Origin of the sequence: Blautia sp. HCP3S3_G3, from assembly GCF_052063365.1 — a bacterium.
In the GTDB taxonomy this organism is placed as follows: domain Bacteria; phylum Bacillota; class Clostridia; order Lachnospirales; family Lachnospiraceae; genus Blautia_A.
Genome location: NZ_JBQHXR010000014.1, coordinates 47,995 through 67,942, shown reverse-complemented (window position 1 = coordinate 67,942; position 19,948 = coordinate 47,995). Strand labels below are relative to the sequence as shown.

The 19,948-nt window shown below is 42.9% G+C and carries 19 protein-coding genes and 1 pseudogene; 16 read left to right on the top strand and 4 right to left on the bottom strand.

The window, feature by feature from the left end:
- The 7 genes from ACTNEW_RS11810 to ACTNEW_RS11780 form a co-directional block, all read left to right on the top strand.
- Positions 1 to 198 (top strand): hypothetical protein (locus ACTNEW_RS11810; protein ID WP_441061173.1); only part of this gene is annotated, 198 nt, incomplete at its 5' end.
- On the top strand, positions 155 to 1,369 hold the full coding sequence (locus tag ACTNEW_RS11805) for an ABC transporter substrate-binding protein (RefSeq protein ID WP_441061178.1): 1,215 nt from the start codon (positions 155 to 157) through the stop codon (positions 1,367 to 1,369). The genes ACTNEW_RS11810 and ACTNEW_RS11805, both read left to right, overlap by 44 nt.
- Before the next feature lie 85 nt (positions 1,370 to 1,454).
- Positions 1,455 to 2,351 carry a carbohydrate ABC transporter permease gene (locus tag ACTNEW_RS11800; RefSeq protein WP_441061171.1) on the top strand — a complete coding sequence of 299 codons (897 nt, stop codon included), beginning with the start codon at positions 1,455 to 1,457 and terminating at the stop codon, positions 2,349 to 2,351.
- Positions 2,352 to 2,365: 14 nt separating this feature from the next.
- On the top strand, positions 2,366 to 3,205 hold the full coding sequence (locus ACTNEW_RS11795; RefSeq protein ID WP_441061168.1) for a carbohydrate ABC transporter permease: 840 nt from the start codon (positions 2,366 to 2,368) through the stop codon (positions 3,203 to 3,205).
- A gap of 15 nt (positions 3,206 to 3,220) precedes the next feature.
- Complete coding sequence (locus tag ACTNEW_RS11790; protein ID WP_441061165.1) at positions 3,221 to 5,449, top strand: alpha-galactosidase; 2,229 nt, start codon at positions 3,221 to 3,223, stop codon at positions 5,447 to 5,449.
- A 108-nt stretch (positions 5,450 to 5,557) separates the two neighbouring features.
- The gene (locus ACTNEW_RS11785; protein ID WP_441061162.1) at positions 5,558 to 6,475 is read left to right on the top strand and encodes an AraC family transcriptional regulator; all 918 of its coding nucleotides are present in this window, start codon (positions 5,558 to 5,560) and stop codon (positions 6,473 to 6,475) included.
- Between the two features lie 39 nt (positions 6,476 to 6,514).
- A complete protein-coding gene (locus ACTNEW_RS11780) occupies positions 6,515 to 7,477 on the top strand; it encodes a lysozyme inhibitor LprI family protein (RefSeq protein WP_441061160.1) in 963 nt (320 codons plus the stop codon).
- Between the two features lie 158 nt (positions 7,478 to 7,635).
- Here the strand turns inward: ACTNEW_RS11780 and ACTNEW_RS11775 are convergent, their stop codons facing one another.
- Both ACTNEW_RS11775 and ACTNEW_RS11770 read right to left on the bottom strand, forming a co-directional pair.
- Positions 7,636 to 8,295, bottom strand: coding sequence for a DUF3786 domain-containing protein (locus tag ACTNEW_RS11775; RefSeq protein WP_441061157.1), 660 nt, complete (start codon positions 8,293 to 8,295; stop codon positions 7,636 to 7,638).
- A gap of 95 nt (positions 8,296 to 8,390) precedes the next feature.
- Complete coding sequence (locus ACTNEW_RS11770) at positions 8,391 to 9,431, bottom strand: LacI family DNA-binding transcriptional regulator (protein ID WP_441061155.1); 1,041 nt, start codon at positions 9,429 to 9,431, stop codon at positions 8,391 to 8,393.
- A 242-nt stretch (positions 9,432 to 9,673) separates the two neighbouring features.
- Between ACTNEW_RS11770 and ACTNEW_RS11765 the strand changes: the two genes are divergently transcribed.
- The 9 genes and pseudogenes from ACTNEW_RS11765 to ACTNEW_RS11725 form a co-directional block, all read left to right on the top strand.
- On the top strand, positions 9,674 to 10,639 hold the full coding sequence (locus tag ACTNEW_RS11765; protein WP_441061152.1) for an ABC transporter permease: 966 nt from the start codon (positions 9,674 to 9,676) through the stop codon (positions 10,637 to 10,639).
- On the top strand, positions 10,636 to 11,502 hold the full coding sequence (locus tag ACTNEW_RS11760; protein WP_441061150.1) for an ABC transporter permease: 867 nt from the start codon (positions 10,636 to 10,638) through the stop codon (positions 11,500 to 11,502). Before ACTNEW_RS11765 ends, ACTNEW_RS11760 begins: the two co-directional genes overlap by 4 nt.
- Positions 11,503 to 11,515: 13 nt before the next feature.
- Positions 11,516 to 12,502, top strand: a complete 987-nt coding sequence (locus ACTNEW_RS11755; protein ID WP_441061147.1) for an ABC transporter ATP-binding protein — start codon at positions 11,516 to 11,518, stop codon at positions 12,500 to 12,502.
- Complete coding sequence (locus tag ACTNEW_RS11750) at positions 12,499 to 13,452, top strand: ABC transporter ATP-binding protein (protein ID WP_441061145.1); 954 nt, start codon at positions 12,499 to 12,501, stop codon at positions 13,450 to 13,452. The genes ACTNEW_RS11755 and ACTNEW_RS11750 overlap by 4 nt, the downstream gene beginning before the upstream one ends.
- Positions 13,453 to 13,597: 145 nt before the next feature.
- Positions 13,598 to 15,124, top strand: coding sequence for an ABC transporter substrate-binding protein (locus tag ACTNEW_RS11745; protein ID WP_441061143.1), 1,527 nt, complete (start codon positions 13,598 to 13,600; stop codon positions 15,122 to 15,124).
- Positions 15,125 to 15,133: 9 nt separating this feature from the next.
- A complete protein-coding gene (locus ACTNEW_RS11740) occupies positions 15,134 to 16,624 on the top strand; it encodes a serine hydrolase domain-containing protein (protein WP_441061140.1) in 1,491 nt (496 codons plus the stop codon).
- 15 nt (positions 16,625 to 16,639) lie between these two features.
- Positions 16,640 to 17,935, top strand: coding sequence for an SLC13 family permease (locus tag ACTNEW_RS11735; RefSeq protein ID WP_441061138.1), 1,296 nt, complete (start codon positions 16,640 to 16,642; stop codon positions 17,933 to 17,935).
- Positions 17,936 to 18,137: 202 nt separating this feature from the next.
- Positions 18,138 to 18,353, top strand: a complete 216-nt coding sequence (locus ACTNEW_RS11730; protein ID WP_441061135.1) for a hypothetical protein — start codon at positions 18,138 to 18,140, stop codon at positions 18,351 to 18,353.
- Positions 18,354 to 18,615: 262 nt separating this feature from the next.
- Positions 18,616 to 19,122, top strand: a pseudogene (locus ACTNEW_RS11725) (nitroreductase family protein); the annotation flags it as partial.
- A gap of 146 nt (positions 19,123 to 19,268) precedes the next feature.
- Here ACTNEW_RS11725 and ACTNEW_RS11720 read toward each other — a convergent pair.
- Together ACTNEW_RS11720 and ACTNEW_RS11715 are read right to left on the bottom strand one after the other, a co-directional pair.
- Entirely contained in the window at positions 19,269 to 19,559 is a 291-nt protein-coding gene (locus ACTNEW_RS11720; RefSeq protein ID WP_441061133.1) for a type II toxin-antitoxin system YafQ family toxin, read from the bottom strand.
- Positions 19,556 to 19,834 carry a type II toxin-antitoxin system RelB/DinJ family antitoxin gene (locus ACTNEW_RS11715; RefSeq protein WP_441061130.1) on the bottom strand — a complete coding sequence of 93 codons (279 nt, stop codon included), beginning with the start codon at positions 19,832 to 19,834 and terminating at the stop codon, positions 19,556 to 19,558. The genes ACTNEW_RS11720 and ACTNEW_RS11715 overlap by 4 nt, the downstream gene beginning before the upstream one ends.
- Between the last annotated feature and the right edge of the window lie 114 nt (positions 19,835 to 19,948).

Here is a 19,948-nt window from a genome sequence, read left to right as displayed (position 1 = left end):
TACAGAGAAATGTCCATTCCTATGGCTCCTTCTTCTGAGATATTTATTGATGATATATTGAAAAAATCCTTGATATTCAAGGAAAAAAGACTTGACTTAATAGGGAGGAATTGGTATGAACTTAAAAAAAGCATCAGCATTATTTCTGGCAGGTATGATGGCTGTATCAGCAGTGCCGGTATATGCAGGAGAAAGTGACGTGACTCTTTCCGTTTCCATCTGGGATTCCAATCAGGAACCGGGTATTAAAGAGATTCTCGCTGATTTTACCGCAAAGACAGGAATTAAAGCAGAAATATCTGTTGTAAAGTGGGATGAGTACTGGACGATGCTGGAAGCAGGCGCACAGGGCGGTTCTCTTCCGGATGTATTCTGGATGCACTCCAATGAAAGTGAAAGATATATGTCCAATGACATGCTTCTGGATCTGACAGATAAGATCAGTGCAAGTGAAGTTATCGATCCTGCAAATTATCCGGAGGATATCTGGGGTCTGTATACATATGACGGAAAATATTATGCAGTGCCGAAAGATGTAGATACCATTGCACTCTGGTATAATAAAGCAATGTTTGATGAAGCAGGTCTTGATTACCCGACAGCAGACTGGACATGGGAAGATGTGGGAGAAGCTGCTAAGAAGCTTACCAAAGAAGATGGTTCCCAGTATGGTATGGCACTTAGAAACGATAACAACCAGGCCGGATATTATAATATGATTTATGATAATGGCGGTTTCATTATCAGTGATGACAAGAAAACCTCCGGTTGGGATGATCCTAAGACGATTGAGGCTATGCAGGTTCTGGAAGGATGGATCAATGACGGTGTAATGCCTTCTCTTGAAACAATGTCTGAGAACGGAGAAGACGTTTTATTCCAGTCCGGTAAAGTTGCTATGGTATTCCAGGGATCCTGGATGCTGGCAGCATACAAAGACAATGAATACACAGCAGCAAACTGTGATGTTGTAGAACTTCCGAAGAACGGCCAGACAGGCAGAAGATCTTCTGTATACAATGGACTTGGCTGGGCAGCATCTGCATCAGGCGAGCACACAGAAGAAGCATGGCAGCTGATTGAATACCTTGGCTCTAAAGAAGCTCAGGAAAAACAGGCAGAACTTGGTGTTACCATGTCTGCATACAAAGATACCTCTGATGCATGGTCAAAATCTGCAGATTTTAATCTTCAGGCATACCTGAACATGATGGATGATATGGAAATCCGTCCATATTCCAAATCCACAGTAACATGGGAAAATGAAGATAATGAAATTCTGAAGGGTGTTTACACTGGTGAAATCACCATGGAAGATGCCTGCAAACAGATGGCAGAACAGATGAATGAAAAATTAGCTGAGGAATAATTCCTGATACAATATGTACTGAAAAATAACAGGGAGCCGCTGCACCATTGTGCGGCGGCTTCTCTTAGTAAAAGGAGTGAGGCTCATGGCAAAAACAAAAGCAGCAAAAACAGGAAGAGAGAGAAGTGAGTTTCTCTGGGGATGGTTGTTTATTCTTCCTACCACAATCGGTTTGATCGTACTGAATATTATACCGATTTTCCGGACGATCTATCAGAGCTTTTTTAAAACAGGTGATTTCGGAAAAGGCAATATATTTGTAGGATTGAGTAATTATCAAAAGGTTTTTGGTGATGGAGAAGTCTGGCAGGCATTGATCAACACCCTGAAATATGCGGTTGTGGAAGTGCCGTTTTCTATTGTGATCGCACTTGTTCTTGCTGTGTTTCTGAATCGTAGAATGAGAGGCCGTTCTGTTTACAGAACAATCATTTTCCTTCCTATGGTAGCGGCACCTGCGGCTGTGGCAATGGTATGGAGATGGCTGTTCAACTCTGATTTCGGTCTGATCAATAATGTGTTTAAGGTACATGTGAACTGGGTTTCCAGTCCGCAGATTGCAGTATTTTCTGTTGCAGTGATCGGCGTATGGTCGATTCTTGGTTATAATATGGTATTGTTCCTTTCCGGTCTTCAGGAAATTCCGAGGGATTACTATGAAGCTGCAGAAATAGACGGAGCAACCGGTATCAATGCCTTTTTCCATATTACCATTCCGCTTCTTTCACCAACAATTTTCTTTGTGCTTGTTACCCGTGTGATCGGTGCTCTTCAGGTGTTTGACCTGATCTATATGGTAATTGACAAATCCAATCCGGCTCTTTCGAAGACACAGTCACTGGTATATCTGTTCTATAAGTATTCATTTATCAATAAGAATATGGGTTACGGTTCTACCATCGTAGTGCTTCTTCTTGGAATCACCATGATTATTACGGTATTCCAGATGATCGGACAAAAGAAATGGGTATTTTATAATTAAAAGGGGGATTTATCATGGATGGTATGGAAACAAGAAGAAAGCTGGTCAACGTATTGATTCATGTTATTCTGATCATTGTGTCAATAACAATGCTGATACCTTTTTTGTGGATGGTGCTGACCGCATTTAAATCCGTTACAGAGGCGACATCTGTAAATCCGTTTACGATTCTTCCAAAGGAGTGGAGAACAGAGTCATTTACCTCAGTTATTGAAAATATGAATTTTCTGCTGCTGTATAAAAATACACTTCTTCTGATTTTCTTCCGTGTGCTCTGTGCGGTACTGACTGCAACGATGGCAGGTTATGCATTTGGAAGACTGACATTCAGAGGACGTGATCTGGCATTTGGGCTGGTATTGTTCCAGATGATGGTTCCGGTGCAGATCTTTATTATCCCGCAGTATCTGATGGTCAGCAAAATGCATATGCTGAATACCATTTTTGCACTGGTATTTCCGGGTATGGTTACTGCTTTTGGTACATTCCTTCTGAAGCAGGGGTATATGAGCCTTCCCAAGGATCTGGAGGAAGCGGCGAGACTGGATGGCTGTAATATCGGACAGACATTCCTGTATATCATGGCTCCGCTGACCAGGTCCAGTATGGTGGCACTTGGAATTTTTACAGCCGTATTTGCATTTAAAGACCTGATGTGGCCGATGATCGTCAATACCGATAAGGATATGCTGGTTCTTTCCTCAGCACTTGCAAAAATGCAGGGACAGTATGTATCGAAATTCCCGGAACTGATGGCTGCATCTCTTCTGGCATGTATTCCGATGATCATTATTTATGTAATTTTCCAGAAACAGTTTATTGAAGGTATTGCTACAAGCGGCGGAAAACTCTAAACAGGAGGAGAAACGATGTCAGTTATATTTCACAAGAATACGCAGACATTTCATATCTGCAATGCATATGTGAGCGATATTCTCTGCATTATGCAGAACGGGCAGATAGAAAACCTTTATTACGGAAAGGCAATCAGGGATAAAGAGGATTTTTCCTATCTCCATGAGGAGGGAATGCGTTCTCAGATGTCTGTCTGTGTGCCGGAGCCGGGGATTCTTTCCATGCAGTATACCAAACAGGAATATCCCGTGTACGGCAAGGGAGATTACCGCAGTCCTGCCATGACCATACGTCAGGAAAACGGCAGTGAGATCGTGGACTTTAAATACGTATCTCATGAAATATTCCCGGGTAAAAAACCTCTGAAAGGTCTTCCTGCTGTATATACAGAAAGTGAGGAGGAAGCAGATACACTGGAGATCAGACTGCATGATTCTGTAATAGATACAGATCTGATTCTTTCTTATACGGTGTTCCGTGATTATCCTGTCATCACAAGAAACGCCAGAATCGAACATAAAGGAAACTCAAAAATCCGTCTGGAAGGCATGATGAGTGCAAGCGTGGAGTTCCCGGATATGGATTATGAGATAGTACAGCTGTCTGGTGCATGGAGCCGGGAACGCTATATAAAAACAAGAAAACTGGAAATGGGAATTCAGGCAATCCAGGGTCTGGCAGGAACCTGTTCCAGTGCGGAACAGAATCCGTTCCTTGCGCTGAAACGCCCGGGTACAACGGAGGATATCGGTGAGGTATATGGCTTCAGCCTGGTGTACAGCGGAAACTTCCTGGCTCAGGCGGAGGTATCCACTTTTGATATGACCAGAGTGATGATGGGTATCCATCCTCAGGGATTTTCCTGGGAACTGAACTCCGGCGAAGAGTTTCAGACGCCGGAAGTTGTCATGGTTTACAGTGACAGGGGGCTTAACGGAATGAGCCAGACCTACCACCGGTTATTCCGTACCAGACTGATGCGTGGAAAATGGAGAGACCAGGCACGTCCGATCCTTCTGAATAACTGGGAGGCAACCTATTTCGATTTTGATGAGGAAAAGATTCTGCATATCGCGAAAAAAGCAAAAGAAGTGGGAGTGGAACTGTTTGTCCTGGATGATGGATGGTTCGGAACAAGAAATGATGATTATCAGGGACTTGGAGACTGGTTTGTAAACAGGAACAAGCTTCCGGACGGCATAGCAGGACTTTCCCGTAAGATTGAGGACATGGGGCTGAAATTCGGTCTCTGGGTAGAACTGGAAATGGTCAATAAAAACAGTGATTGTTACAGGGAACATCCGGACTGGCTGATCAGTGCGCCGGACCGGTTTGAATCTCATGCAAGGCATCAGCATGTACTGGATTTCTCCAGGCAGGAAGTGGTAGATTATATTTATGATTCCATCACAAAAATACTGGAAGAATCCTCAATCTCCTATATTAAGTGGGATATGAACCGCTATATGACAGAACCGTTCAGCCGTACTGCGAAGCCGGAAGACCAGGGAAAGACGATGCATAAATATATTCTCGGGGTATATGATCTGTACCGCAGGCTGACGGAACGCTTTCCGGATATTCTTTTCGAGTCCTGTGCAAGCGGAGGTGCAAGGTTTGATCCCGGTCTGATGTATTACGCACCGCAGACCTGGACAAGTGATGATACAGATGGCGGAGAACGACAGAAAATACAGTATGGAACATCGCTGGTTTATCCGATCGTCAGCATGGGTTCCCATGTTTCCGCAGTGCCGAATCATCAGCTTTACCGAAAAACACCTCTTTCTACAAGAGCTAATGTTGCATATTTCGGAACGTTTGGTTATGAGCTGGATCTGAACCTTTTGAGTGAAGAGGAAATCGAAGAAGTAAAAGAACAGATCTGCTTCATGAAAAACTATCGTCATCTTATTCAGGTTGAGGGTGATTTCTATCGTATCATGAGTCCGTTTGAGGGAAATGACACCGCATGGATGGTCGTTTCCAGAGATAAGAAACAGGCTGTGGCAGCTTTTTACCAGAGACTGAATAAAGTCAATGCATCGTGGCTTCGAATGAAATTCCGGGGACTGGATGAAGAACAGCTTTATGAGGTAAAATGGGATGAGCAGGTTCTTCGTGCTTATGGAAATGAGCTGATGTATGCAGGAATTCCGATTGACAGGGAAATTCTTAATAAAAAAGGCGGGGATTTTGCATCGGTTCTTTATACCCTTGAGGCTGTGCAGGAACTGTCATAGAAACAGGCAGGTTATCAGGTGCAGGTATTCTGAAACTGATGCACTGGTTTGGGAGCAGAAAGAACTGCAGGGGACAGATGTTTCCGGTACAACGGTAAGGAGGGATTTATGCTGCGGACAGTAGGGTATACAGATTCGGGTAATTTTCGGGCGCTGGATAATCTTCAGAAGTTTGTGATCGATGTGAGCCTGGTTTATTGCGGGTGGGAACAATGTGATCCCGGACACAGATTTGGTCCGAATAAGCGTTTCACCTATGTGCTTCATATGGTTGAGGGAGGCAAAGGAGTATTCGAGATGAATGGCCAGTCGTATTATCTGGAGAAGGGTGACGCATTTCTGATTCCTGCGGGAAGAGAGGCCTGGTACGAAGCAGATCATGAAGACCCCTGGGCTTACCGGTGGATTGGTTTTGAGGGAATAGACGCAGAGGTATGCTGTGCAAGAGCAGGGTTTACACTTAAAAACCCGGTTAGAAAGATTACATGTCTGAATGCTGCAGAATGGTGTATTGAGGGTATGATGAAAAATCCGCAGGATCTGCCGGAAAATAAAGTGCGCCGAAATGGACTTCTTCAGATTTTGTTTGGTGAACTGATTGCTGATTACAGAAAATTATGTATTGAGCGGGGAGAATTGCCTCCCGAGTATAAGACCGGTTCTGTTTATGTGGAGCGCGCGGTAGAATACATTAATGAAAATTACAGTAAACATCTGACAATCAATGAACTTGCGGATATGATCGGTGTAAACCGGAGTTATCTTGCTACGAATTTTAAGAAATGCATGGGCTGTTCACCACAGGAATATCTGATTAATGTACGGGTGGAACAGGCAAAATCTCTGTTGTACAAAACAAATACCCAGATCAGCGAAGTGGCTTCAAAAGTAGGATATCAGGATCCTCTGGCTTTTTCGAAGATCTTTAAAAGGAAGACCGGATATAGTCCGACAGAGTATAAAGAAGCCAAGAGCAGTGTGGTTTTTCGAAAGGTGAAGGGCGAATATATTGGAGTTCATCTGTGAAGAACTGTTTCGAGAGTACAGTGTAAGAGGGGATTAACGATGAAAAAATATGGTAAAAAACTAATGGCTGTGTTATGTTCGGCAGGGGTATTGGGCGGTATGCAGACAGTTCCGGTGATGGCAGAAACAGAATTTACTTATCAGGATGTTTCCGATCTGGAGTTTTCGTTCTGCAGTGGTGCGGGTGCCTGGGGAACAGTTCTGACGATTGATGAGAATGGTGCTTTTGCAGGAACTTACCATGATTCGGATATGGGAGATACCGGTGATGATTATCCTGCCGGAACTGTTTATCTGTGTGATTTTTCCGGACAGTTTACGGAGCCGTTAAAGGTGAATTCCTATACTTATTCTGTGGAAATTGAAAGCATAGAATATGAGAAAGAGATGGATACTTCAGAGATCATCGATGGTGTGCGCTATATTTACAGTGAGCCGTACGGGCTGGACGGGGCAGATAGGATTCTGTTCTATCTTCAGGGGGCACCACTGGCAGAACTTCCGGAAGAATACTTAAGCTGGGTGGGTTATTATGATCTGGCTGCGGCCAAAGAGACAGAACTGCCATTCACGGGGCTTTATAACGAGGCGGCGCAGGAGGGCTTTTCAAGTTATGAAAATCCGGACCGGTCAGCAGAAACGGGAACATCAGCGATTGATAAGGAACTGGAAGAAATTGCCGCCCGGGCAGCCGATATGGAGACCGAGCTGGAAAGCGGACTGCTTTCGCAGCTGGAAATGAACAGATTGTCAGGAGAACTTTATATGCTCTGGGATGATGAACTGAATTCCATGTGGAAACGAATCCGGGAGATTCTTCCGGAAGATGCCATGGCACAGCTCACGGCAGAGGAACTGGACTGGATTCGCGAAAAGGAAGCTGCCGTTGAGGAGGCCGGTGCCGAGGCGGAAGGAGGAAGCCTGCAGCCGCTTCTGAAAAATGATGCGGCAGCGATGTACACCAGAGAACGTGTATATGAACTGGCGAAATATCTGCGGTAATGCAGATGCGTCATTGCTGTATTACGTAAAAAATACACATCCATAATAATAAAAAACCATCCCGGTTGTATCGCTGAGGAACTGTATATTCGCAGCGAAGCGGGATGGTTTTTTGCGTATTATCGGTGGTGTCTGTGTCAGCAGACATTTCCGTTTAATTACAGGCATTTTGCCTGTTCTTCAATCATTTCCAACAGGTCTGATATAACACATCCGGTAGTTTCAAAATGCAGATAATCCGTTACATATTTATCAAAAAGAACCTGTACCTGTGCAGGAAAATCTTCGTCCGTGTCCCAGAAAATCAGCTGCAGAGGAATCTGGGGGAAAGATATAAACGAGAAGGAGAGGTCGCCTTTGCCAAGCCTGGTGCCTCCCAGCTGCAGGCATGCCTTTTCCAGTATGTCAGTTTTTCCGGAGAAGCGGGCAGCGAACGGGGTAAGAAGCGGATCCGGAAGATTGCGGTTATGTGCCCCTGCTCCCTCCAGTGCGGTGTTCGGAACCCAGATTTCGGATGTGCGCGGCTGGTCTTTGGTATACTGTAGAAGGTGGTAAATACTCATGGTTTCATTGAAGTATAATTTGTCGGTCCAGCCGCTCTTGGTTTTTCGTTCCAGATGACCGTCACCCAGCTGCAGACGGTAAATCTTTTGATAATACGAGAGATAAAGATATTCTGGATCTGTTTCCAGATGGAGAATGCCTGAAATACGTGCAGGATCGTATCCTGCAAACGCATTGTGCCATTGTTCCGCCAGCGCCTCATGACTGGAAAATAAATAACCTCTGTTCTGGAATGCATGATAGTTTACGCTCATAGTGTGCTCCCTTCCTGGATAATGGGCTGATAGGGTAATAGTATTTTGTCCGCTCTGGTATGCATGCTATAAAAAGAACGATATGGCTGTAAGGGTTATTCGGGTGGACAACAGCTCTCTCGCCAGATGCACTCCGTGTCGAAACTGATATATCTTCCCGGAACAGCCAGTCCCTTGATTTCCATCATAAGCTGTTCAAGGCAGGTATATGCTATTTTTTCTGATTCAGCGATATAAGAGGAAACGCTGGGTATGTATTTTGAGGCGCCGATATCTCCGTAAGATAGAATGGAAACGTCATCGGGTATGTGAAGGTTTTCCTCTTTGAGTCTGCTGAGAACACCGCCGGTCATCAAATCGTTGACAATATAAATGGCAGACGGAATAAAATTTTGTTCCAGAAGTTTGGAAACTGCAATGTATCCGCCATAAGTATCCTTGGATGGTCCGGACACAATACGTATACGATTGTTGAGAAATCCGCTTTCTGATAGATGACCGGTAAACCCGGCTATGCGGAGATTGATTCCTCTATTGGTGTTATCAGGAACGATAATACTGAGCTTTTCTTTGCGGAGCTTAAGAAAAACATCTGCTGCCTGACGGCCGATGTTGTAATTATCATAACAAACACAGGTATACCCGTTGATTTGATAATTATAAAGAATGATAGGAATGTGAAAATGATTTTCTGTTAGGAAGCGGGCATCATCCAGTGACGGAGTCGAGATGATTGCCCCTTTATAATATGAAGATGACAACAGCATCTGATAATCACATAAATGGTTTGCTTCGTAGGTATGGTATACCCAGTCTATCTGGTCTGAAGATTGTTTTATGTATTCTTCTAAGCCTGCGTTGAATTTTGCAAAAGGTATGTTTTGAAAATCGTTCGTAACAAATACGATGATCGGATTTAGAGAAGCGGGCTCATATTTATTTATATTATAATGTTGAGTATTGGAAGGCGGATTAAAATAACCGAACTCTTCTGCAATTTTTTGTATCCGTCTTTGAGTTTCGGGTGAAATGCGAAGTTCCTTTCCGCGATTGTTTAACACCAGAGATACTGTACTGGGAGAAACATTGGCAGCGGCGGCAATCGTCTTTATTGATACTTTCTTTCGGCTGGACATTTGGCAAACCTCCTCTCTTTTAACTTAAATTCTATTTTATCAGATTACAAATAATTTAGCAATATGAAATAATACCATTTCGAAAAAGCTAAAATAATTTAGCAAATATAAAGGGATTAATGATATAAAATATGAAAAATGCACAAAATATAGGAAAACAATTTGTCATAAAAATGGATATTTACAAATAAATACTTTGGTGTTATATTTAAAAAAGCTAAAAAAACAGGGAGGAAGCTAAAATGCTAAAGTATGTTGCAAAACGTATTCTATGGTTGATACCGGTTCTTTTGGGTGTGACAATATTGGTTTATACAATTATGTATTTTACCCCTGGAAATCCGGCAATGAGCGCTCTGGGTGCAGGAGCGACTGAAGAAGAGATTCTCGAATTCAATATACGTCATGGACTGGATGGCGGATATGCCAGGAGATTGGGGAATTATATGTCTTCGGTATTTTTACATTTTGATTTTGGAACTTCTTATATGAATGAAAGCTCTGTTGGGAGTCAGATATTATCCAGACTTCCGTATACATTGCTGATCAGTTATATTGGTGTGGCGCTCTCTTTGTTGATTGGGATTCCTCTCGGGGTTGCTGCGGCTACACATCAGAATACGTGGATTGATAACCTGACGATGGTTTTGGCAATGTTTTGTGCTTCAATGCCGAGTTTTTGGTTCGCATTAATTCTGGTTATGATTTTTTCATTAAAACTTGGTATATTGCCGTCGATAGGGGCTGATTCCTGGGTATGTTATATTATGCCGTGTATTTCGATAGGGGTTGGTGGTGCTGCCGGAATTGCCAGACAGACACGATCCAGTATGCTTGAAGTGATACGTCAGGATTATGTAACGACAGCCAGAGCAAAAGGTCAGAAGGAACAGAAAGTGATTACCGCTCATTGTCTGAGAAACGGTATGATACCGGTGCTGACAGTAGTTGGGGGTAATATGGCAGCTCTTGTCGGGAATTCTCTTGTATGTGAAACCATTTTCTCGATTCCGGGTATTGGTTCTTATATGATTACAGGGGTAAATCAGAGAGATATGCCGGTGGCTCTTGGCTGTGTTATTGTACTTGCGTTTATTTTCAGTCTTACTATGCTGGTATTGGATCTCCTCTATACTGTAGTGGATCCGAGGCTGAAAACCATGTTTGCGACAAAGAAAAAAACAACAAAAAAGGAGATTGCGGTATGAAAGAAGAAAATACAGGTAAAAAGAAATCTCAATTTGCTGCAATCTTAAAGCGTTTAGCAAAGAATAAACTTGCAGTAGTTGGCCTTGTGGTCGTGATAATTCTGATTCTGGTTGCAGTATTTGCAGATTATATTGCACCATATAGTTATGAACAACAGGATTATATGTCTCTTTTAAAAGGACCCTGCAAGGAACATCTGCTCGGAACGGATAATCTGGGACGTGATATATTGAGCCGTTTGATATACGGAGCAAGGCTTTCCCTTCAATTAGGAGTGTTTTCTGTAATATTGGCTGCAATCCTGGGAGGTATTCTGGGAAGTATTGCAGGATATTACGGAGGTATGGCTGATAATCTCATTATGCGTTTTCTGGATATTTATCAGTCAGTTCCCGGACTTGTTATGTGCGTGGCAATGGCAGCAGCATTTGGAAGCGGAGTGGATAAGTCTATTCTTGCAATTGGTGTTACAACCATGGCTGGTTATGCCAGAATGATGCGCAGTTCTATTTTAACAATTAAAGGGACGGAATATATTGAAGCAGCCAGAGCTGTAAAGGGAAGTGATTTGCATATTATTGTTAAGCATATTATTCCAAATGCAATTTCACCGATGATTGTTCAGATGACCATGGGAATAGGAGGAGCTATCCTTCTGGGTTCAATGCTTGGTTTTGTGGGACTTGGTGTACCGGCTCCTGCTCCGGAGTGGGGAACAATGCTGGCAGATGGCAGAGCATATATGAGAGATTATGGTTATATGGTTTTATTTCCCGGTATTGCAATTATTATCACAGTGCTTGCATTTAATCTTCTTGGAGACGGATTGCGTGATGCACTTGATCCGAAGTTAAAGAACTAGGAGGCGGAAGAGAATGAGTGAGACAACAAAAAAAGAACTTCTGAATATCAAGAACCTGGTTGTGGAATATACTTCGGATGATGAAACTGTACATGCAGTCAATGGTGTGAGTCTGACGCTGAACAGAGGAGAAACACTGGGGCTGGTAGGAGAAACAGGTGCAGGGAAAACAACGATAGCAAAGTCTGTTTTACGAATACTTCCGGATCCTCCTGCGAAGATTAGAAGCGGTGAAATTTTTGTGGATGGTGTTGATCTGCTGAAGATAAAAGAAGAAGAAATGCGGAAAATACGCGGAAACAAAATATCCATGATATTTCAGGATCCTATGACAGCGTTGAATCCAACTATGCTGGTAGGCAGGCAAATTCAGGAAGCGATAGAACTCCATAATGACTGTTCGGCGGAAGAGGCTAAACGAAGAGCGATAGAAATGCTGGAAAAGGTAGGGATTCCGGGAGAACGCTATGGAGACTATCCACATCAGTTCTCAGGTGGTATGAAGCAGAGGGTGGTTATTGCGATAGCACTTGCCTGCAATCCGGAACTTCTGCTTGCGGATGAACCGACTACTGCACTGGATGTTACTATTCAGGCACAGGTGTTGGATATGATGACAGATTTGAAACGGGAATTTCACACATCAATGATTATGATTACGCATGACCTGGGTATTGTTGCGGAAGTGTGCGATACCGTTGCGGTATGTTACGCAGGCGAAATTGTGGAATACGGATCTGCGGAGGAGATTTTTGATCATCCCATGCACCCTTATACGATTGGGTTGTTTGGTTCTTTGCCGGATATGAGCAGCAAAGGGAAAAGATTGAAGCCTATTAATGGAATGATGCCAGATCCGACAAGACTTCCCAAAGGCTGTGCATTTGCAGAACGATGCCCATATGTTACGGATCAATGCAGGAATGAACATCCGAAGCAGAGGACGATAGAAAATACACATTCTGTGAGCTGTTTTTGCGCTGGGGAGGTGGTTAGATGAACCGGATTTTAGAAGTAGAGCACTTGAAAAAATATTTTGATACACCTCGTGGACAGCTTCATGCAGTAGATGATGTTTCTTTTTCACTTGAGGAAGGAAAAACTCTGGGTGTAGTAGGTGAATCAGGCTGTGGAAAGTCAACTCTTGGAAGGACGATTCTGCATCTGATTGAGCCTACATCGGGCAAAATAGTATTTGATGGAAAAGATATTTCCAGAGTGAACAGAACCCAGTGGAAGAATTTAAGAGACGATATGCAGATTATTTTCCAGGATCCTATGTCTTCGCTGAATCCGAGAATGACAGTGAGTGATATTATAGCGGAACCTTTGCGTTTACAGAGAAAACTGAAAAAGAATGAGATACTGACAGAAGTTCGTAAATTAATGAATACAGTTGGTATTGCTGCAAGGCTTGAGAATTCATATCCTCATGAATTGGATGGAGGGAGAAGACAACGTATTGGAATTGCCCGTGCATTGGCGCTGGAACCCAAATTCATTGTCTGTGATGAACCAGTTTCAGCTCTGGATGTATCTATTCAGGCGCAGGTGCTGAATCTGCTGCAGGATTTGCAGGAGGAACGGAAGCTTAGTTACATGTTTATAACACATGATCTTTCAGTGGTTAAGTATATTTCGCACGATATTGTGGTTATGTATCTTGGCCAGCTGGTGGAAAAAGCACCTTCGGAAGAATTGTTTGCACACCCGATGCATCCGTATACTCAAGCGCTGCTTTCTGCAATTCCTGTTCCGGATGTTCATGCTAAGAGAGAGCGTGTGATTCTTAAGGGTGAAATTACCTCTCCCGTGGAACCGAAACCTGGCTGCAGGCTGATTGCAAGATGCCGGTATGCGACGGAGAAGTGCAGGGCGCCGCAGACTCAGATAGAAGTAAGCCCTGGGCATTTTGTAAGCTGCTGTCGTGTGAATGAATTAAATCATTAATAACTGCATGTTGAAGATCCATGAGTGATGGTTCAACAAACATAGGATTTTAAGAGAGAGGATTGGAATTAAAACAATTATCTCGAATAGTTGATTTCAAATGAAAGTAATAAAATTTAAATATACTTTTAAGGAGGAAAAACAAATGAAAATGAAGAAGTTATTTGCAATGCTGGCAGTTACTGCAATGGCTGGAACACTGTTCTGGAGTAATACAGTACTGGCTGGAGAACAGGATTCTGTAACAATTTCTGTTGGATCGGATCCTACCACATTGGCACCAAATGGAACATCTGGGGACGGTTGGACATATGCTCAGATCTATGACCAGCTGTGGAATCTTACCGATGGAGAACTGGTGATGCGTATTGCAACCGGATACGAGGTAGAGGATGATACACATTATGTAATTACTATTCAGCCGGGTATTAAAGATACAGCGGGAAATGAAATTAAAGCATCAGATGTATTGTTTTCAATAGAGTTAGCCAAAAATGGCGCTGCAGGTTATCCGGGAGCAACTCGTTATATTGATATAGAAAACAGTGAAGTTATTGATGATACAAATGTCAGAGTGGCATTGACTCAACCGTGTTCTTTCCAGATGAAAGCACTGTCCATGGTAAATATTGTCACTCAGGCTTCTTATGAGGCAAGTCCGGATGGTATGGTAACTACGCCTGTAGGCAGTGGTCCATACATGCTGGATGAATATGTGACAGGTTCTCATGTTAATTTAGTTGCAAATCCGGAGTATTGGGATGGACAGCCGGAAGCTATTAATAAGGTCACTGTAAATTTTGTACAGGAAGCTTCACAGAGAGCAAATGTTGCTTTGACCGGAGAATCAGATTTTTCATGGTGTGTATCCTTCATGGATGCGCAGGCCTTGGAAGATGCAGAGAATGTGGTATTTTCACATGATACATCTTTGAATTCTACAGTTATGATTTTTAATAATTATGAGACTTCTCCGTTCTCAAAGAATCTGGAACTGCGTAAAGCAGTAGCTTATGCAACTAATAAAGAAGCGATTATTGCTACTGCTGTTGGCGGATTTGGAGAGATAAGCTCCTGTTGTACTTCCAGAAATTTCTCGGATTACAGCGATAGTTATGTGGAAATTGCTTCTGATACGAACAATTATGCATTTGACATGGAGAAGGCAAAAGAATGTTTTGAAGCTTCGGGAGTTGCGGAAGGTACAACTTTGAGACTTTTAATTGGAAATCAGCCGGGATTTGATGTTGCAGGACAGGTAATTCAGGCTGCGCTTTCAGAGCTTGGATTAAATGTTGAAATTTTATATTATCCGGATACGCAGAATATTGTGACACCAAATCAGCCGGAGGATTGGGACTTCACTCTCTGGAGCTGGACCAATTATCCTGCGCAGAGTGGATTGGCTACATTAAATACTTTTATTGGAAGTGATTATCCGCATTTACCGGAAGATGAATCCGCAGTAATTATGGGAGATATTGGAGAGGCAATGTCTGCATCAGAAGAGGAAGTGGCTGAAAAGATGGATGTATTAATGACAGATATGTATGAAATGCTTCCTATTTTTGGTCTTTATGATGAATGTCGTTTGAATGCTTATAGTGCAGATTTGAATGTAGAATGGAAATGTCAGGATTATCCTCTGATTAATAAATGGACATGGAAATAGGTGACATAAATGTATAGACATTTGGAATATACAATTCCAGAAAAAGTGGGTGTTTCCAGTAAGGCGCTGCTTCAATTAATTGATAAGTTGGAACACAGTATTACAGAGCCGCATGGTATACTGATCACCAGACACGGAAAAGTAATTGCGGAAGGCTATTGGAAACCTTATGCCAAAGGCATGATACACGGGATGCAGTCTTTGACAAAAACATATGCTGCAACAGCTATCGGGATTGCGATAGAGCAGGGAATAATAGAACTTGATGAAAAAATTATAGACATTTTTCCTGATGAGGCCGGTAAGGCCTCTCAGGAATATCTTCCTGAACTGACAGTGAGACATGTATTGTCTATGAGCACTGGAATGCGAAAGATGTCTGGATTCGAAGGAAACTGGGTTGAGAATTTTCTGAATAATCCTATCATAGATAAGCCAGGAACTATGTTTTTTTACAATAGTGTAGGATCTACTCTTCTGGGAGAAATCATACGGCGTAAGACAGGGGATACTCTGGATGAATACCTTGAGAAAAACCTTTACGGACAGATTGGAATGGATCCGGAAGGGATAAAATGGCTTTGTCTGCCGGATGGTTTGGAAATTGGCGGCAGTGGACTTTATTCCACACTTGAAAATAACACGAAACTTGGTCTTTTATATATGAATGGCGGTGCCTGGGAAGGAAGACAGATTATTAATCGCGAATTCTGTAAACTGGCATCTGAAAAGCAAATAGACAATTCCAGAGAAGATTGTATTCCGGCAGATGGAGCTATGGGATATGGGTTCCAGATGTGGATGGGAATGCATCATCATACCTATGGAATGTGTGGGGCATGGGGCCAATATACGTATATGTGTCCTGATGAAGATATTGTTATATCTTTTAGCGGAAGAACAAATGATGCAAAACAGGCTGCTTCAGACACTTTACTGGGAAAATTCTGGGAATTTCTTGACACAGGTGTAGACAGGGATCTGGGAACGCCTCAGGATACAGAATTCCTGTGTAAGAAACTTGCTTCGCTTTCTTTGCCTGCAGACATATGTCAGCCTTATGGAAATAGAGATGCTTTTCTGGGAAACTGGCAGGTGGCAGAAGGAGAACTTGATTTTGATGTGACAAGCGGCGGTATTATGCAAGTACTTTTTCCTGTTCATAAAGTGGATGAAATTTCAATAAGTTTCACAGAGGACAGTGTAAAGTTAAGAATACATAATTCTGTCGGATGGCATGAAATAGAAGCCGGTATGGATGGGCTGCCCAGATTAAATCACATATCAACACCGCCTTATCCATGCGATAAAATGTATGCAACAGCTGCATTTGATAAAGAAAAACTGGTATTATCGGTTCGCTGGCTGGAAACCTGCTACAGTGCAAAAATAAGTTTTGAAAGAGTATCGGATGGAATTGTGGCAACAAAAGTTTTTAATGATGTTGACCCATTGGGAGAAGGCGTGATTCATAGAGCAAAAGTAATAAAAAAACATTAAGGGAGGGATAAAAGGATGCTTTTGACGGTTGTCGGATACGGAATGATTGCTTTGATTGTCTTTCTTCTGATAAAAGAGAAAGCATCACTTCCCCCAATATTTATTTTGGTTCCTGTGGCAGGAGCACTGGTCTGCGGCTTTTCGCTGAGTAATATTTGTGATTTTGTTGCATCAGGAATTAATTCTGTATTAAACACAGCAATACTGTTTGCTTTTTCAATCTTATATTTTAGTATTCTTGGAGAAATCGGCATTTTTAATGTATTAGCAAGGTTTCTTGTAAGACATATGGGAAATAACATTTTTATATTGTTGTTGATTACTTATGTCATGGCAACGGTGATTCAGATGGATGGTTCTGGTGCAATGACAATGTTGATTACAATACCAATGATGCTTCCGTTGTATGATTGTATGAAGATACGCAGGGAAGTACTTGTGTGTGAATGTGCAATGGGTGCAGGTGTTATGAATATGCTCCCGTGGTGTTCTGCTATGCTTCGTGTGTCTGCCGGAACAGGTCTGGATGCACAGGAGATATGGAAGAATCTGCTGCCTGTACAGGGCGTGACGTTTTTCTTTGGGATTATGGTAACCGCATTGATTGGTATACTGGAAAAGAGGCGGGGGGCAGGTATTGCAAATGGCGAATTTGAAAAAATGCGCTCTGAAATGTCTAAACCGGTGGAACTGAAAGTGTCAAAGAAAACAGCACTTTTTGATGTGTGTTTTACGTTTGCCCTAATAGCTTTGCTTCTCAGGGGGATGGTTACAACCACGGTTGGATTTATGGTAGGTTTGGGCGTGATTCTTGTGGTAAACTATCCTACGATTAAAGAACAGGATGAAGTAATCAAAAAATTCAGTAAAACGGCATATCCGTTGGTCCTGACGATACTGGCAATTGGTGTTATGCTTGGAATTATGCAGGGCACGGGTGCCATTGATGCGATTGCAAGGTCTTTGATGAACCTGATTCCTAAAGGAAAGGGGCATCTGGTTACTTTTATTTATGGTCTGATTGGTGTGCCGGTTTCTATGTTGATTGGAAGCGATTGCTGTTACAGTGTGTTAGCACCACTGCTTGGTACGATCAGCACGTATTATGGCGGGGGTATGATGCAGGCTGCCTGTTCAATAATTATTACCAGCAGTATGGCGGCCAGTGTTTCGTTTGTCGGTCCTGTTCCTTACATGACGGTAGGACTGGCTGGAATTTCGATGAATGAGAATGTAAAATTTTCTTTTAAATATCTCTGGCTGATGGGTGTTTTAATGATTATTGCTGCTAAAGCACTGGCGATTATATAGCAAACAGAATATGAACAGAAAAGGACTTTTGTTTGGTGACAGAAACTGAACGAAAGTCTTTTTTATATGAAACATTAGAACTGAAAATTGGAATGGTTTTCCTGCTGACAGCGTGCTATTATATAGATGGAGCCGGGGCAAAACATCTTCCGGCTTCAGTCTCATATGCAGAAATACAGTATGGTATCAGGGAGGAAAACAAATGTCAGAACTAATTAATATTTCTCCGTTTGCGGATAAAGAAGATAAGCTGGAAGAGATTCTGGAGTATCTGGAGGAACTGAAGCATGAATTTGTGGAAATCGTGGATGAGTATGAAAGTGAAGATGCAGATGAAGAGACCATGGATGTCCTCACAGATGTACTGGATGCGCTGGAAGATGCGTTTGATGGAATTCTGGATATTGTGAATCAGTGATAAGGAAAGATCATCAATGATCATGAAGAGTGCCTTTTCCGGCTGCCTCCATTGCTGTGTATCAAACAGGAAAATGAATCGGAACGCGAAGAAAAATATCCGTTATAAATGACAGCGCAATTAAAAAAGCAAAACCGCGGAGGATTTGTTACCGGTGATGTTCACGGAGGGCATGATATTGATAAACTGAATACAGATAATTTTCCTGTTGGAAATACGCTTACGTATGAAACAAATAGCAGAAGAATGAAGGAGCATCAATATGAATGAAGTTTTACAGCAATTGTATGACAGAAAATCCGTAAGGGTTTTTGAGGACAGAGAGATTTCTGCAGGGGATAGGGACGCAATTCTTCGGGCTGCAGTAATGGCACCTACTGCGGGAAATCAGCAGCTGTACACGATCCTTGATATTACAGATCCGGAGAAAAAAGAGCGGCTGGCAGAAACCTGCGATCATCAGCCGTTTATTGCAGCTGCAAAGATGGTCCTGGTATTTTGTGCAGACTGCCGGAAGTGGTATGAAGCATTTAAGGCCTGCGGATGCGAACCCCGTACTCCCGGAGCAGGAGATCTGATGCTGGCAGTAACGGATACCGCGATTGCAGCCCAGAATGCGGTTGCTGCAGCCTGGAGTCTGGGAATCGGCTCCTGTTATATCGGGGATATTATGGAGAACTGTGAGCAGCAAAGGGAAATCCTGTGCCTTCCGGAATATGTTTTTCCGGCTGTGATGCTGGTGTTCGGATATCCCACGAAGCAGCAGCGATATTGGTGCCTGTCAGTCAAAACAAAGCGGAAACTTAATGAAAATAGAATAAATAATTAAGAAACCGATTTTTAGAGAGACAGGCACCAATGGCCTTACCGTAAAGACCGCCGTACAGAAATTTCTTCCATACGGCTGCCAGTATGCTATTTGCCGAACAGGTCGCTGTGCGTTCCGGTGCGAGCTAACGTCAGCACCAGCACATCGTCTTCAATGCGGTAGACCAATAACCAATCCGGCTGGATATGGCACTCGCGGTGTCCAATCCAATTCCCAGTCAGGGCATGGTCCTTGTTCTTATCCGGGAGCGGTTCGCCCATTGCAAGGGCTGAAACCACATCCTCTAACAATTTGATTTTCAGCCCGCGCTTCAGCGCCAGTTTGTAATCTTTTTTGAATTGTGTCGTGGGCTTGACCGTGTATTTTGTTTTTCTCATGTTTTTAGGTCTGCGAACAGCTCATCCAGGTCGGTGTACCCTTTCACGGACGGGTCTTTCGCAATCCTTTCCGCTTCCAACATGGCGGCAATCGTTTCCTTGTTGGGCTGATTCAGGGAAATCTCAAACGGAATCCTGCCCTCGCGGAGCGACTGGCGGACAAAGATATTGAACGCCGTAGAAAGGTTCATGCCGAGTTCTCCAAAGAGGGCATCGGCCTGTGCTTTCAAATCCGAATCCATGCGGATACTGATATTTGTGGTAGAGCCAGCCATATAACCATCTCCTTTCGTGCTGGTAGCTATAGTATATTCTATCTGCACGAAAAACACAATACTTTGCACGAAGAATTAACGACAATTTCATCTTTGAGGAGGGCAAAATGCGAG

What these genes read in the sequence shown, in the direction of transcription:
- ACTNEW_RS11805 (WP_441061178.1), top strand. Translation starts at nt 155, where the DNA reads ATGATGGCTGTATCAGCAGTGCCGGTATATGCAGGAGAAAGTGACGTG.
- ACTNEW_RS11800 (WP_441061171.1), top strand. Translation starts at nt 1,455, where the DNA reads ATGGCAAAAACAAAAGCAGCAAAAACAGGAAGAGAGAGAAGTGAGTTT.
- ACTNEW_RS11795 (WP_441061168.1), top strand. Translation starts at nt 2,366, where the DNA reads ATGGATGGTATGGAAACAAGAAGAAAGCTGGTCAACGTATTGATTCAT.
- ACTNEW_RS11790 (WP_441061165.1), top strand. Translation starts at nt 3,221, where the DNA reads ATGTCAGTTATATTTCACAAGAATACGCAGACATTTCATATCTGCAAT.
- ACTNEW_RS11785 (WP_441061162.1), top strand. Translation starts at nt 5,558, where the DNA reads ATGCTGCGGACAGTAGGGTATACAGATTCGGGTAATTTTCGGGCGCTG.
- ACTNEW_RS11780 (WP_441061160.1), top strand. Translation starts at nt 6,515, where the DNA reads ATGAAAAAATATGGTAAAAAACTAATGGCTGTGTTATGTTCGGCAGGG.
- ACTNEW_RS11775 (WP_441061157.1), bottom strand. Translation starts at nt 8,295, where the DNA reads ATGAGCGTAAACTATCATGCATTCCAGAACAGAGGTTATTTATTTTCC.
- ACTNEW_RS11770 (WP_441061155.1), bottom strand. Translation starts at nt 9,431, where the DNA reads ATGTCCAGCCGAAAGAAAGTATCAATAAAGACGATTGCCGCCGCTGCC.
- ACTNEW_RS11765 (WP_441061152.1), top strand. Translation starts at nt 9,674, where the DNA reads ATGCTAAAGTATGTTGCAAAACGTATTCTATGGTTGATACCGGTTCTT.
- ACTNEW_RS11760 (WP_441061150.1), top strand. Translation starts at nt 10,636, where the DNA reads ATGAAAGAAGAAAATACAGGTAAAAAGAAATCTCAATTTGCTGCAATC.
- ACTNEW_RS11755 (WP_441061147.1), top strand. Translation starts at nt 11,516, where the DNA reads ATGAGTGAGACAACAAAAAAAGAACTTCTGAATATCAAGAACCTGGTT.
- ACTNEW_RS11750 (WP_441061145.1), top strand. Translation starts at nt 12,499, where the DNA reads ATGAACCGGATTTTAGAAGTAGAGCACTTGAAAAAATATTTTGATACA.
- ACTNEW_RS11745 (WP_441061143.1), top strand. Translation starts at nt 13,598, where the DNA reads ATGAAAATGAAGAAGTTATTTGCAATGCTGGCAGTTACTGCAATGGCT.
- ACTNEW_RS11740 (WP_441061140.1), top strand. Translation starts at nt 15,134, where the DNA reads ATGTATAGACATTTGGAATATACAATTCCAGAAAAAGTGGGTGTTTCC.
- ACTNEW_RS11735 (WP_441061138.1), top strand. Translation starts at nt 16,640, where the DNA reads ATGCTTTTGACGGTTGTCGGATACGGAATGATTGCTTTGATTGTCTTT.
- ACTNEW_RS11730 (WP_441061135.1), top strand. Translation starts at nt 18,138, where the DNA reads ATGTCAGAACTAATTAATATTTCTCCGTTTGCGGATAAAGAAGATAAG.
- ACTNEW_RS11720 (WP_441061133.1), bottom strand. Translation starts at nt 19,559, where the DNA reads ATGAGAAAAACAAAATACACGGTCAAGCCCACGACACAATTCAAAAAA.
- ACTNEW_RS11715 (WP_441061130.1), bottom strand. Translation starts at nt 19,834, where the DNA reads ATGGCTGGCTCTACCACAAATATCAGTATCCGCATGGATTCGGATTTG.